10 protein-coding genes are annotated in these 15,342 nt (G+C 39.4%); 3 read left to right on the forward strand and 7 right to left on the reverse strand.

Annotated elements, in window-relative coordinates; all coding sequences use genetic code 11:
• Positions 1-60: 60 nt before the first annotated feature.
• Positions 61-2,235 carry a S9 family peptidase gene (locus FAX86_RS00360; protein WP_205859073.1) on the forward strand — a complete coding sequence of 725 codons (2,175 nt, stop codon included), beginning with the start codon at positions 61-63 and terminating at the stop codon, positions 2,233-2,235.
• Between the two features lie 48 nt (positions 2,236-2,283).
• Here FAX86_RS00360 and FAX86_RS00365 read toward each other — a convergent pair whose 3' ends face one another.
• From FAX86_RS00365 to FAX86_RS00385, 5 genes are all read right to left on the reverse strand, one after another.
• Entirely contained in the window at positions 2,284-4,104 is a 1,821-nt protein-coding gene (locus FAX86_RS00365; RefSeq protein ID WP_164503404.1) for a DUF885 domain-containing protein, read from the reverse strand.
• Between the two features lie 112 nt (positions 4,105-4,216).
• Positions 4,217-5,014, reverse strand: coding sequence for a nucleoside triphosphate pyrophosphohydrolase (gene mazG / locus FAX86_RS00370; protein WP_246128466.1), 798 nt, complete (start codon positions 5,012-5,014; stop codon positions 4,217-4,219).
• A 13-nt stretch (positions 5,015-5,027) separates the two neighbouring features.
• A complete protein-coding gene (relA, locus tag FAX86_RS00375) occupies positions 5,028-7,238 on the reverse strand; it encodes a GTP diphosphokinase (protein WP_144391360.1) in 2,211 nt (736 codons plus the stop codon).
• A 30-nt stretch (positions 7,239-7,268) separates the two neighbouring features.
• Positions 7,269-8,603, reverse strand: a complete 1,335-nt coding sequence (gene rlmD, locus FAX86_RS00380; protein WP_144391361.1) for a 23S rRNA (uracil(1939)-C(5))-methyltransferase RlmD — start codon at positions 8,601-8,603, stop codon at positions 7,269-7,271.
• Positions 8,604-8,627: 24 nt separating this feature from the next.
• Complete coding sequence (locus FAX86_RS00385; RefSeq protein ID WP_144391362.1) at positions 8,628-9,407, reverse strand: 3'-5' exonuclease; 780 nt, start codon at positions 9,405-9,407, stop codon at positions 8,628-8,630.
• A gap of 157 nt (positions 9,408-9,564) precedes the next feature.
• Here FAX86_RS00385 and FAX86_RS00390 point away from each other — a divergent pair, with 157 nt between their 5' ends.
• The gene (locus FAX86_RS00390; protein ID WP_144391363.1) at positions 9,565-10,539 is read left to right on the forward strand and encodes an ABC transporter substrate-binding protein; all 975 of its coding nucleotides are present in this window, start codon (positions 9,565-9,567) and stop codon (positions 10,537-10,539) included.
• Between the two features lie 6 nt (positions 10,540-10,545).
• Entirely contained in the window at positions 10,546-13,347 is a 2,802-nt protein-coding gene (barA, locus tag FAX86_RS00395) for a two-component sensor histidine kinase BarA (protein ID WP_144391364.1), read from the forward strand.
• A 184-nt stretch (positions 13,348-13,531) separates the two neighbouring features.
• Here barA and FAX86_RS00400 read toward each other — a convergent pair whose 3' ends face one another.
• Together FAX86_RS00400 and FAX86_RS00405 are read right to left on the reverse strand one after the other, a co-directional pair.
• A complete protein-coding gene (locus FAX86_RS00400) occupies positions 13,532-13,975 on the reverse strand; it encodes a DUF6174 domain-containing protein (protein WP_144391365.1) in 444 nt (147 codons plus the stop codon).
• Positions 13,976-14,333: 358 nt separating this feature from the next.
• Positions 14,334-15,305: a bifunctional helix-turn-helix transcriptional regulator/GNAT family N-acetyltransferase gene (locus FAX86_RS00405; RefSeq protein WP_144391366.1), complete on the reverse strand. Its 972-nt coding sequence runs from the start codon at positions 15,303-15,305 to the stop codon at positions 14,334-14,336.
• Between the last annotated feature and the right edge of the window lie 37 nt (positions 15,306-15,342).

Below are 15,342 nucleotides of genomic sequence, written 5' to 3' on the forward strand. Positions count from 1 at the left end.
AATTTACTGAATTATGATGAAGCCAAACAAATAATAATAGCCCAACTGGACCACTTGTTAATGGATAAACGATTAATCCTTCTCGTAACAGCTCTTCTAATGGCCGCCTGCTCAGATGATAAAACAACACTAAACTCATCAGAACTTGCTAACAAAGAGGTGACACAAACAATGACACAACTTAAGCCGCCAATCGCAAAAAAGGTTACACACAAGCTCACGATTCATGACGATACTCGAATCGACGACTATTACTGGATGCGAGATGACGAACGCAAAGATGCGGCCGTGCTTAATCACTTAAAAGCTGAAAATGATTATTTAGAGAAAGCCTTATCTCATACCCAAGATTTACAAGAGAAAATTTACCAAGAGCTCATCTCACGAATTAAAAAAGATGATCAAAGTGTTCCAATTAAAATACGCGGCTATTTTTATTACAGTCGCTATGAGGGTGAAAAAGAATATCCGATCATCGCACGTAAAAAGGAGAACTTAGATTCCACAGAAGAAATTCTACTCAACGGGAATAAAATGGCAGAAGGCCACGATTACTTTAATATCGGCGACTATGAAGTTTCCATGGACAATCAGTTGTTGGCTTATTCCACGGACACCGTCAGTCGCAGAATTTATACTATCGAAATACGTTCTTTGGAAACAGGAAAACACCTCTCTGATAAATTAGAACAAACCTCTGGTGAAATTGTCTGGGCAAATGATAATCAACATCTTTTTTATATCAAGAAAGATCCACAGACTTTATTAGGAAATCAGGTTTTCCGCCACAAACTCGGTACGTCGCAAAAAGAGGATGTGTTGGTTTATGAAGAAGAAGACGCTTCCTTTTTTACTTCAATAGGAAAAACCAAAGATGACAGTACACTCATCATTTATCACAGCAGCACCCTGATTGACGGCGCTTCTATCCTCGATGCCAACTCACCCATGGGATCATTCAAACGATTTGCCGAGTTAGAGGATAACCTTGAATATTCTATCGAAAAACTTGGACAGTGGTTTTATATTTTAACCAACTGGCAAGCGAAGAATTTTCGATTAATGAAAGTTCAAGCCGATGAAACACAAGATAAATCCAAATGGATAGAAGTGATAGCGCATGATCCTGATGTCTATTTAAAAGACTTCGAATTATTCAATAATTACCTTGTCATCAATGAAAAAGAACGAGGTCAAACGCGAATTCGAGCCATTGAATGGTCGACAAAAAAAGATGAGCTTTTAAGTTTTGACGATCCGGTTTTCGTTGCCGGATTTAGCGGTAATGTGACTACTGATACAAACACCCTTCGTGTCGTCTACAGTTCACTAACTACGCCAACAACAACCTACGATTACGATTTAAAATCAGGAGATCGTAAATTGCTAAAACAGCAAGAAGTTATTGGTGAATTTCATCCAAAGCAATACAGCAGCGAACGAATCTTTGTTAAGGCCCGTGATGGTGCCGAAGTCCCTGTGTCTCTGGTCTATAAAAAAGATACCTTTAAAAAGGATGGAACAAATCCAATGTATCTGTATGGATATGGATCCTACGGCTATACTGTAGAGCCTACGTTTTCATCCAATCGATTATCATTATTAGATAGAGGATTTGTATTTGCTATAGCGCATATTCGGGGTGGGCAAATGCTCGGTCGGCAATGGTATGACGATGGCAAAATGTTTAACAAAAAAAATACATTTTTCGATTTTATTGACGTTACAAAAACATTGATAGCTCAAAAGTACGCTGCACCCGATAAAGTTTTTGCAGCAGGAGGCAGTGCCGGAGGACTTTTAATAGGAGCAGTAATAAACATGGCACCGGAGCTTTACAAAGGAGTCGCCGCGCATGTGCCGTTTGTTGATGTCGTTACCACCATGTTGGATGAAAGCATACCTTTAACGACAAATGAGTATGACCAGTGGGGCAATCCTAACAACAAAGACAGTTATGAATATATGCTCTCTTACTCTCCTTATGATCAAATAAAAGCGCAACAATATCCAAATATTCTAGTGACAACCGGATTACACGACTCTCAAGTCCAATATTTTGAACCCATGAAATGGGTTGCAAAGCTGAGAGAATTTAAAACAGATAACAACCTATTGATCTTTAAAACAAACATGGAAGCAGGCCACGGTGGAGCATCAGGTCGATTCAGACGTAATAAAGAGCTGGCTTTGGAATACGCTTTTTTTGCCGACCTCGCCGGCATAAAAGAATAAGTTTAATTTCGCCGGGTGTTATTGAACATCCGGCAATTAACTGATGAGTTAAGGCTTAACCTTCTCTGTTTTAATCTTCGCTATCCAATGCTCTATCTTTTTCTCCAGAATAGACAGCGGTAATGCTCCATTTTTTAAAACTTCAAAATGATAGGCTTTAATATCAAATTGAGCCCCCAGTTCAGATTCTGCTTTGTCACGCAAGGATTCTATTTTTAACTGGCCAATTTTATATGCTAAAGCCTGTCCTGGAATTGCCATAAATCGCTCTGTTTCAGATATCGCTCGCGCTTCTGCAACTGGTGCATTCGAGTACATGTAATCCAGAACTTTTTGGCGAGACCAACCTTTACTATGTAATCCCGTATCTACCACTAAACGAATTGATCGCCAAAGTTCAGCAACCAATGCACCATAGTGCTGATAGGGATCGGAATAAACACCAAGTTCATTCCCTAAAGACTCCGCATACAATCCCCATCCTTCCACAAATGCTGTTTCAGTACCAAATGCTCTAAATTTAGGAAGATCTTTAAGTTCCTGCTGCAACGCTAATTGAAAATGATGCCCAGGAGCTGCTTCATGAAGAAATAATGAAGCCATAGCCCAACGAGGGCGTGCCGATAAATCATAAGTATTTAAATAGAAAATTCCCGGTCGAGTACCATCTGCCGAAGGACGCTGATAAGAGCCCGAAGAAGCCGATTGTTCCCGATAGACTTCTACTGGTCGAATTTCGTAAGTCGACTTTGGAAAACGACTGAATAAATCCGGTGTTTTCAAATTGACTTTATGAGCAAACTGTCGATAGGCATTGAGCATCTGATCTTTTGATTTAAAGAAAAACTGCGGGTTAGAATTTGTAAACTGAAAAAACGCATCGAGATCACCTTCGAAATTGACGTCTTTCATAACCTCTAGAATTTCTTCATGAATTCTAGACACTTCTTGTAAGCCAATTTCATGAATTTCGTCAGCAGTAAGTTCGGTTGAGGTATGTCTGCGAATTAAGTGTTGATACCATAAATTCCCATTGGGAATATCCCATAGCCCAGCCGTTAATCTCGCTTTGGGAAGGTAGGTCGATTTTAAATAGTGTGAGAGTTTTTCGAGTGAAGGAAATACAAAAGAATTTATCGCTGTTGTATAACGTTGAATAATATATTGCTTTTGATTCGTGGTGAAAAAACGAGGCATCTCAGCGATCGGCTTATACAGCAAACTATTCTCTAAACTATTCGCTAATTGAATATCGATCTGAGGAATAACCTTCTCAATTAACGATTTTGGTTGAACAACCCCCTGCTTTATTCCTTCGTTCATATTAGTGATCATTTGATCGATAATTACTGGAAATTGCTCCATGCGATCACGCCAGTTTTCATAATCTTTAATAGAATTGAATGGTTGAGCCGATGAGCCAGAACCCAAAGCGAAAAATGTATTGATATAATTGTAAAATTGATTAAGAGGAATTAAATGCGAAGGATAATTGAAACTGTCTATTGCCAACTGTCGATTTCGTTTAAATATATCGTAACTAAGTTTTCCCTGAGGGGATAAAGCATTATAATCAATTTTTTCAATTTTCTTTAAATAAAGCTTCTCAAAATCAACCTGTCTTTCACGATACTTATCACTCAGAAAATTGGGTAGTTTATCATTGTATCGAGTATCTCCAATAAATGTTGCTTCAAAAGGATAGAGTTCTAAATACCCCTCGAAGTAATTCGCATAAATTTTGTCTGCCCGAATTGACTCTGATGTCTGCTTCGATTGCGAAGCGAGTACCTGATTTGAGAATATAGGTAATATCACAGACGCCAATGGCAATAAAATAAATAATACAATTTTATTAAATTGGATCACACTCATCTCCCTCAATCACTTAACCTACAATTAGACTAACGAGTAAGACTGCCTAGATCTCTAACACAAACTCTATTTTTTTAATGGTTTATAAAATCCATCGATAGCGCTGTTAGCATTGTGTTTTAGCTTTTTGCCAATAATATTCCAGTGAATCAATACTCAGCTTATCGATCTCTTGTTTGTCTTCATTAACAAGTTTTTCCAGAATTCGAAAGCGTTTCTCAAACTTGTTTGTCGCTCTTCTCAGCGCGGTTTCGGAATCAGATTTAAGGTGCCGAGTTAAGTTAACGACCGAAAACAACACATCACCCAACTCATCTTCAATTCGTTCTTGATTGTCGCTTTTTTCAACTTCATCCTTGAGCTCTAAAATCTCCTCTTCAAGCTTTTGCCAAACACCATCAATCGAAGGCCAATCAAATCCGTGTTTTGCAGCGCGCTTTTGAACCTTTTGTGCTCTCTTTAGTGCAGGTAAACTGATGGGAATATCATCGAGTAAACTCGTTGTTCCCTTTTTTACTTTTCTTTCCTTCGCCTTTTGCTTTTCCCAGGCCAAATGCAATTCTTCATCCGATTGATAAACTTTATCTGAAAATACATGCGGATGACGAGTCACCAGTTTATGAGAGATAGCATCAACAACCTCTGAAAACTCAAAGCGATTTTCTTCACTAGCAATTTGACAATAGAAAACGACTTGAAACAGAAGATCTCCCAACTCTCCTTTTAAGTCGTCATAATCTTTTCGTTCAATGGCGTCGACAACTTCGTATGTTTCTTCAATTGTATAAGGTAAGATAGATTCATACGATTGCTTAACGTCCCACGGACACCCAAACTCTGGATCGCGCAGTTTTTTCATTATCGCCAATAATTTATCGACTGACGATTGCGTTGATTGGTCCACCCAAATGCCTCTCTTATTTTTGTCGTTTAGCATCAATGACATGACTGATTTGACTCAATTGAGCCAATACTCGAGAAAGTTTATCGGTATTTTCGACATTAAGTCGTACATTAATCGTCGAAGTCTGAGACTTAGAGTCTGTCGACGTGTTCATACTTTCGATACTCACTTTTTCATTTGCAAAGACAGTCGTAATATCCTTTAGCAAGCTTTTTCGATCGTAAGCAATAATTTGGATATCAACATCGTAAATGTCATCGGACTCATCACCCCAGGAAACTTCAATTAAGCGCTCAGGCGATGATTCTTTAGCATCAAGTATGTAGTTACAATCTGTTCGATGCACCACGACACCTCGTCCGCGTGTGATGTATCCTTTAATACAATCTCCCGGAACTGGATGACAGCATCCGGCAATTTTTGTCAATAAACTGCCAACACCTTCAATTTCGATACCAGATGTATTCTGCTTCTTTCGATGGGATAAATCTCGAAAAACAGCCTTTTGTTTTTTTGGCTCTTCCTGCCCTTGCATTGAACGAACACTGTTCAACACTTGAGTCATTCCAATATCGCCCGCGCCAATCGCCGCATGAAGATCCATTTCACTGTGGAAATTAAAGTTTTTCGCTAAAGCCTGCAAGTCGACTTTATCAAAACCATGACGTTGCAAATCTTTATCGAGAATGGTTCGACCTGCAGCTGCGTTTTTATCTTTATCTTGATGACGGAACCACTGGTGTATTTTGGAACGCGCTCGCGAAGAACGAATGTAACCATTGTGCGGATTTAACCAATCACGACTGGGATGACCATTTTTAGCCGTGAGGATTTCAACCTTTTGACCTGTTTTCAATTTATACGTTAGCGGTACGATTCTCCCACCAACTTTTGCTCCTCGACAATTATGCCCAACATCAGTATGGACATGATAGGCAAAATCCACTGGAGTCGCGCCAAGAGGTAAATCAATGACCTTACCTTGTGGAGTAAAAACGTAAATGCGATCTTCAATAACATTGCTACGAAACTCTTCCATAACGTCTTGAGCATCGGCAACTTCTTCTTGCCATTCGAGTAATTGACGTAACCAGGAAATTTTCGCTTCAAATCCAGCTTGCTGAGCTTTCGCACCTTCTTTATAACGCCAATGAGCAGCAACGCCTAATTCTGATTCCTGATGCATAGCTCGAGTTCGAATTTGAATTTCAAGGTTTTTACCTTCAGGACCAATCACTGCTGTATGTAACGATCGATAACCATTTTCTTTGGGGGTTGCAATGTAATCATCAAATTCTTTGGGGATGTGCTTCCAAAGACCATGAACAATGCCTAAAACAGCATAACACTGCGGCACTTCGTCGACTAAAATTCTGACTGCACGAACGTCATAAATTTCTTCAAAGCCAACATTTTTTCGCCGCATTTTGCGCCATATACTATAAATGTGTTTGGCTCGTCCCATAACTTCGGCATTCTTAATACCAAATTGATCTATATTTTCCTGAATCTCTTTTAAAACACGTTCTACATAACGTTCGCGATCAACACGTCGTTCATCAAGACTTTTGGCGATTGATTTGTACTGCGCAGGATTAAGATAACGAAATGACAGATCCTCCATTTCCCATTTAAGCTGTCCGACGCCTAGCCTATTGGCAAGTGGTGCATAAATATCGCTAACTTCCTGAGCCACCATGACACGAGTTTCTTCATTGGCCTTTTTGACCTCACGCAAAACACAAACTCGTTCTGCTAACTTGATAAGCACCAGACGAACATCATCAACCATAGCCAGAAGCATACGACGAAAATTATCCATTTGCTGGCCGTCCATTTGCGAACTCATGTTCTGCTTTTGAACGTCTTGAATGGCACTCATGGTAATAACGCCCTGGCAAAGTTTGGTAATTTCTTCGCTGAACGTCTCAGTAAGCTCTTCTTCAGAAATTAATTTTTGCTGAAAAAATGGATAAATAATCGCAGCGGTCAATGTAGTTGCGTCAACATGTAAATGAATTAAAGTATCGGCAATACTCAGCCCTTCCTTAAACTCATTTTCACTCTCAGGATTTCGACTAACAAGCTCTTGAGCCAACGCAAATCCGCGAGAAACGAGTGACTTTTGACTGTCATTGTAGTTAATCGGAATTTGCTTCAACCACTCTTTCGGATCTTCTTTGAAAGAAAAGTCTACAAAGTGTGTGTCGGCTACTTTAACCATGATTGTCTCAGTTTATATCAAGTTTTAAATCTATTGCTTTTCAAACACAGCTATCGACTCCACATGAGCTGTGTGTGGAAACATATCCATAACACCGGCTTTTGTTAATCGGTAACCTTTCTCTTTTAAAACGCCTGCGTCACGCGCTAGTGTTGCAGGATTACAGGACACATAAACAATGCGCTTGGCACCGAAGTTAGAAATATACTCAACAACTTCTAATGCTCCACTTCGCGGCGGATCAATTAAGATTTTATCGAATCCTTCTTTCGCCCAAGGTTTATCACTGAAATCTTGTTGTAAATCGGCTTGATAAAAATCGACGTTTTTAAGCTTATTTAAATCAGCATTTTCATAACCACGCTTGACCATACTATCGACACCTTCGACGCCAACGACTGCTCCCGATTGCGTTGCTAATGGAATGGTAAAATTGCCTAAACCACAAAACAAATCCAAAACCCGCTCTTCTTTTTTAGGCTCAAGTAAATCAATTGCTAATTTAACCATTTTCCGATTAATTGACGTGTTTACTTGAGTGAAGTCCATGGGGTGAAATGCTAGTTTCACAGAAAAATCGATCAGTTCATAATTTAAACGTTCATTACCATCGTCTGGAAAAACCTTTTTAACGGTGTCCGGACCTTTCGACTGATAATAAAGATCGATCGAATTTTCTTCAGCAAAGCTCAACCATTTTGCGTGGTCAGCCTCGGTCATCGCTTCCATATGGCGGATAATAAACGCCAACCCGGTATCTCCAGCTGCCAATTCGATTTGTGGCGTCGACTGCTTTGCATCCATTGACCCGATCAACTGGCGCAATGGCATGATTAAATCACTGACTTTTTTGTCGAGCACCGGACATTGCTCTATCTCGGCTAAAAAATTACTGCGCTTCTCCCTGAAGCCAACAAGACATGATTCTTTTTTGCTAACCCAACGCACGCCCAATCGCGCTTTCTTGCGATATTGCAATGTATCAGCCTGTAATGGCGCCAACCATTCTTCTGGCTCAATATCACCAAAGTGCTGGAAATGCTCCGCTAAAATGGATTGCTTAAAACGAATTTGCTCATCCGTTGCCATGTGTTGCATGCTACAACCGCCACACATATCGAATTTAGGACAAGGTGGCTCAACTCGAGAGTCGGATGCCTGCAACACTTCTTCAGCATAACCCTCATTGAACTTACCGCGAACGACCGCATACTTCATCGTCACTCGTTCGCCCGGCAAGGCTCCATCAACAAATGTTGTTTTACCATCAATGTGGGTAATGCCTCTGCCTTCATGAGAAAGCTTCTCAATAGTTACCTCAACCGCTTCCTGTGGGACCGGTTTACGCTTACGTCTTCTTGCCATTAAGTACTACTCAGTTAATTAAAATTAGTGGTTAGAACCTTCCCATAAGTGTAGGAAAGTTTTTAAATGCTCTGCTTCTGATGAAGCAAGGTTTTCTTTCAGCAACTGGCATTCATTATCAAACATGGTGTGATCAATGTGTCCACGCATCAACTCAAATTTAAGCCAAACCAGATAGGTATTCAAAACGTCAGACTCACAATAATGACGGATACCAGAAATATCGCCAGCTATGTAAGCATCCCACACTTTTGCACCGCTCATTCCCATTTTTCCAGGAAAACCCAACATAGTTGCGATATGGTCCAATGGAGCATTGGCTCGACCGGTGTACATCGCCAGTAAATCCATAACATCGGTATGACGGGCGTGATAACGGCTAATGTAGTTATTCCATTTAAATCCTTGATCAATTTCGCCCATATCCCAATACTGCGGCGCAGCAACACCATGTTTAAGAGCCCGGTAGTGCAAAACGGGTAAATCGAACCCGCTGCCATTCCACGACACTAGTGTTGGACTAAATTTATCAATGCCATCAAAAAATCGTTGGATAATTTCCTTTTCTGAAAAATCTTCATCACCCAAAGACCATACTTTTACTCGGTCTCTCGAACGAAACACAGCGGAAATTGCAACAACTTGGTGCAAATAGTGCGGCAAAAACTCAGTTCCTTTCTTTTGCCGGTTTAAGTGAAACATAGCTTCTGCAGTATCAGCGTCATCCAAATCCTGTAACTCAAAAATTTGTCGGCCAGCTTCCACATCGGGTACTGTTTCAATATCAAAGACAAAAACATTCATAAACGATCATCTTGGTAGAAATTCATTACATTATTTCTTATTTTCAATAGCTTAGTTTATCATTAGATTAGCGGGAGGCATTGTACCGTTATGTGGCGGTAGTCACCAGCGAGCAACCAAAGATAAGCAAGAATCCAATGTTATATAGGAATCTCAATTGCAAATAAAAACTATCACTTTCAAAAGCTTAGTATTATTTTTCATTGCGATCATAACTGCGCTATCACATGCTCGACAAGATGATGTGAATGTTCCAAAAGTCGTGTTTGTTTTAGACAATCAAACAGGCAATTACTTACCCATACTAAAAGGATTCCGTGAGTATTCACGAAAGCATGTCGGCAGACTGATTCGTATTGATATGGTTAATAATGATAACCAAACACCTGCATTTATTAGTGAACAATTGGCTGGCGACTACGATGTCGTTGTTACACTTGGCGAAAAATCGACACGCGATGTCTTGCGCACCCACACCAACCTCCCCATTTTTGCCCTCAAAGTCGATCAATCGGTATTAAGAGCCTTAAACAAATCGGCACACTCCAAAGCCAAACTTGTTACCGGAATTTTTAGAGATCAGCCTTTCTCTCGATATGCGGCACTAATTCAACAATCGATGCCAAAATACAAGCGCGTCGGAATTTTACTCAGCCAGAAAACAAAAACGCTCAAACCGCAATTTGACGAGGTTATGCGCCAATATAACCTGACACCGGTCGTTAACATTGTAAGAGAGAACGATTTGCCACAACGAGTATTGGAAAGACTGGCACAAAAATCCGATGTAATTATCGCTATTTTTGATGACAACATTTACTCGCAAACCAATATCAAAAGCCATCTTTTAACGGCTTTTCGTCATCAAATACCTGTTATAGGTGTGACACGTAACTATACTGAAATCGGGGCGATAGCCTCCCTTTATACTGATAATTTTGAGTTGGGCCAACAAGCCGCAAAGCATATATTGAAAATGGTGGATGAAAAAATTGATGATATGCCTCCTTTGTATCCTGAAAGCTTTGCTCTCAGACTCAATTACAATGTGATGCGTTCTTTCGATTTGAGCGATATTGATCAAACGCAACTTCGTAAAATAATTAAAACGACTACTGAAGGAAATGAGTAATTAATCATGTTTGACTGGGGGATTCGAACTCGCGTTTTAGTTTTGGCTCTTGTGCCAACAGGACTTATTGCCATCGTCATGGGCGTTTATTTTATAGGCGCACGAGTACATGATCTTAAAAGTACTCAGATTGATCGTGGACTCACCGTCGCTCGAAATCTGGCTTACGCCAGCGAATATGGCGTCAACATTGCTAATTACCCTATCGTTAAACGCTTAATCGATCTTGCCCAAGACGGCGATGAAGATATCACAGCAATCGTTATTTACGACAAATACAATCGTCCATTTTCCTCGGCAGGTGCAAGAAAACAGACAGAACGGCTGCAAGTAGATTCTGGCGAAATACCAACGGTGGAACAGTGGCATGAAATCGACTCGGGTGTTGTTATACGAGCACCCATTTATAGTGAACCCTCCGTCGTCGATGAAATGCAACCACTCAATCGATCACGCGAACCAATCATTGGTTATGTTGCGGTTCACATGACAAAAGATTTTTCTTCCGTCCGCCAATACGAAACAATCATCGCGTCGGTTGTTATTCTTATTATTGGATTATCACTAGGCGGCTTTCTAGCTTTGAGAATGGCAAGAACCGTTACCACCCCAATTATTCAGTTGGCCCATGCTGTTAACCGAATAAAAGAAGGGAAACTCAATACTCGCGTTGAAGGCAAATCAACTGGAGAATTAAGTACTTTAATTAACGGCGTCAATGATATGGCCTCATCTCTTTATGAAGCGAGAGAAGAGATGCAACAAGCCATCGAACAAGCCACTTCAGATTTAAGCCAAACACTCGAAACTTTGGAAGTACAAAACGTTGAGCTCGATTTAGCGCGAAAACAAGCACTTGAAGCCAGTCGTGTTAAGTCAGAGTTTTTGGCTAATATGAGTCATGAAATTCGTACGCCAATGAATGGTGTTATTGGATTTACCAACCTGTTGTTACGTACCAACATGGACGATAAACAACGTGAGTTTTTATTTACCATTCATAAATCAGCAAATAACCTATTATCCATCATCGATGACATTCTCGACTTCTCAAAAATTGAAGCTGGAAAAATGGAACTGGATGAAACGGCTCTTGATATTCGCGAATGTGTAGACGACGTTTTAAGCTTAATCGCACCGCTAGCTCAAGAGAAAAATCTTGAGATTGCAACGCTAGTCTACTCCGATGTACCTACGACTATTTTAGGCGATCAGGTCCGTATTAAACAGGTGTTAACCAATCTAGTAAACAATGCGGTTAAGTTTACAGAAAAAGGCTCTATCGTTGTTCGCGTAATGCTTGAGGAGGAAGATGAGCAACAAGTGAATCTCAAGTTTAATATCAGCGATACCGGTATTGGTATGTCGCCGGAACAACAGGATGTTTTATTCCAAGCATTCAGTCAGGCTGATACAACCACGACTCGCCGCTTCGGTGGTACAGGACTCGGTTTGGTAATATCGAAAAAGCTCGTTGAAAAAATGGGTGGTAAAATTGGCCTCGATAGTAAAGTCAATGAAGGTTCAAACTTCTGGTTCAACATTAAAGTCAATCGAGACTTTGATACGCTCATTGAAGAAGATAAAAAAATAAATCTACTTGAAGACAAACGAGTCATATTCTTTGAGCCCCTAGAAACCACACGTTTATCCATCAAACACATGCTCGAACGTTGGTCTTTACAGTCAAGAGGAACAGGAAACATCGATGAGTTTATTCGTAAAGTAAAACATGCGTCAGAAACACGTAAAACCATCCATTATTTAATTATGGACTGCAGTGAATATGAGAATTATATCGAACAAGTAAAGCTGGTTATGTCGCTCGCCCACAATCAACTCGATTGCGCTGTTATTGCCGTGACGGCAAGTCCAGACAGTCAAAAACACAGTCAGCTCATTAGCTTGGGGGCACATGAGTGCATCAGTCGCCCAATAGCTCATCGACAACTTGAAAATACTTTGCATGAATTGATGGATAAGAAAAATCGAGAACAACTCAGCGCCGAGAAAGTTGAAGAAGTAGATTCTCCATTCGAAGAATTAAATATTCTTGCCGTTGACGATAATGATGCAAATTTAAAACTCATAACCGTATTTCTCGAAGACTTCCAGGTTAATGTTGAAACAGCAACTAACGGACTGGAAGCGGTTAATAAAGCTTCAGAACAACCCTTCGATTTGATCTTTATGGACATTCAAATGCCCGAAATGGATGGCGTAGAAGCTACCCGAAAAATTCGTCGTTCAAGGCTGAATCAACGCACTCCAATTATCGCATTAACGGCTCATGCAATGATGGGCGAAAAAGAAAAGTTACTTTCGGAAGGCATGAACGATTACCTAACAAAACCGATAGGCCTAGAACAAGTCGAAGAAACACTTATGAAGTGGACACACTCTCGTCCAGACCAATCACTGAAAAAGAAAAGCACTAAAGAAAAAAGTGACCGAAAAGAAAAATCTGAGAGCTCATCAATCGACTGGGAATTGAGCGTAAAAATGGCCGGAGGTAAGGAGGAATTGGCCAAAGACATGATTAAAATGTTAATCGAACATATTCCTGAGGCGAGAGACGAAATTATAGAATCCTACGAGAGTAAAGATCTCGAAAACTTACTTAAACGCGTACATAAGTTTCATGGTGCCACTTGCTATGTCGGAGTACCACAATTAAGACAACTGGCAAACCAATATGAAACGGAGCTAAAACAAGAAGGAATTAATTCAAAAGTCGATACCTTGCATCAGCAACTCATTGATGAAATGAAAGAGGTAATCGAAGCTTTTGAAGCAGAACCCACTTAATTTTTTTCTCCCCATTAGCTTTTCATAAAAGCTCATATAAAAAATTTTATTTCGGTTTTTGAGAAATAGAAACGTCACACATCTTATAAAATGACTGATATTGTGACGTTTCATTGGCTCTTTGGGATGTTGCTCTATTAAATTCTATTTCTAAACTCTGTGCAAAAAGAGTCATCCTTACTCACTACTGAAAATCCCACAAACGATACGCTACCCAATTATCCGCCTCCTTTTTCACATCATAATCGATGACTTCTGGATAACCATAATCCTTATTGTAAGTGATCTGTAACTTTCCTTTATTTTCATCAATAAAGCCTCCAGCTAAATCAAAGATATCAGTAATTGTGTAAAGGTTCGACAACTCCTGTTCATTTAAATATAAACCGCTATTTAAGTAGAAAGCCCCCGTTATATCTCCATTCACAACCGAAACAACAACATCATCTTCCCAATAACAGAAACAAGACACTCGATAAGTAAAGCGATAACTGGAAATGTCTTGGCTTTCCCAAAGACTTTTGTTTTCCTCCAGCTTAGCTTTTTGAAAAGTATTGGCTATATCCCCATCACCATCACATGACGATAAGAAAACCATGAATATTATTATCATTGATATCTTTTTCAAAACGTCTTCTCCTTACTTAAACTAAAGTTTGGTCATTATTGCGCTATATAATTTAAATGTCGTATTCATTACAGTGTATTACGGAGGCTTATACCGGCATCTAAAATTCATTAGCGAGATTTTCAAAACGAATTTACTGACACGAAAGAGTAGATAAATTTTGTCTATTGTTAAGCTAAACTACTGTAGGAAAGTCCTATTGGATTACAGTCTCAGTCTTAGAGAAAGAATGTTTTATTAATGCTATCAATGTCGAAAGGGAATATATCATAAAAGTAAATTAGCAACCGCTATTTATAAGTTCACATCCTGGTGCCTGCTTATAAAATGTATTTAATTGATGCTTGTATCTCTTTCTTTAACTTTCACTAGTCACAATTTCTGGTTGGTATTCCATATAAACATCCGCTCTCTGGTAATGAGTTTCATTACCTGGCTTTCTCCTATGAATAAATCCAACGGACTCATACATTCCAATTGCCGCCTTTAATTTGCTATTGGACTCCAGAAATAGAATCGAATAGTCCGATTTATTAAAAAGTTCGATTGCTTGGCTCAGCAGTTTTCTACCAATTCCTAATCCTTGATAACCTTCGGTAACGGCCATTTTCGACAATTCAAGTCGATCATCACTATCACAAATTAATGCAACGGTTCCTACGGGTTTCTCATTAACCAGAGCAATAAAAATATGTCCACCAGGATTAATAATATACTCTTCTGGATGTGACAGTACTTTTTCATCAACCTCCTCAACATAAAAGTATTTTTCCAGCCACTCAACATTTAAGGCTTTAAATATATCTCTATAGCTCTCATTAAAATCCACAATTTTTATATTATTTGACTTAACCTTCGATAACTCTGCAATAACCCGGGAATGCAGTGGTTGATTTACCTGCTCATCTTCAAATGATGAAAGCAATTGAATTAAATCTTGGCCTTGCTCATTCAACATTACGTTTAACTGACGACGAATTTGGTGGAAAATAGGTTCGAGTTTGTCTAAATACTCATATCCTTTGGGAGTTAGATTAACAAGTCGACGACGCTCATCAGCAGGATCAATTGAGTCAAAAACAAGATCATGTTCCATTAACTTTTTAGTCATTTGACTTATGGCAGAATGTGATTGTCCCAACTTTTCAGCGAGTACCGTAATAGGTAGTTGGCCAGAATCTTTAATTAGAATTAAACATGGGACGCTTCTTGCTGGCATTTCAAGCTTTTGATTCGAATAAATTTCATCGACTTCACGATATAAAAGGTCGCTGATTTTGCGTAAATAGCTGCCAAGAGTAAGAATTCCATAATCTTTTATTTGAGTCATCGCATTACACAATATTCGTTACTAATTACGTAAGTTA

This window comes from Pleionea sediminis, assembly GCF_007570825.1.
Taxonomy (GTDB): Bacteria; Pseudomonadota; Gammaproteobacteria; order Enterobacterales; family Kangiellaceae; genus Pleionea; species Pleionea sediminis.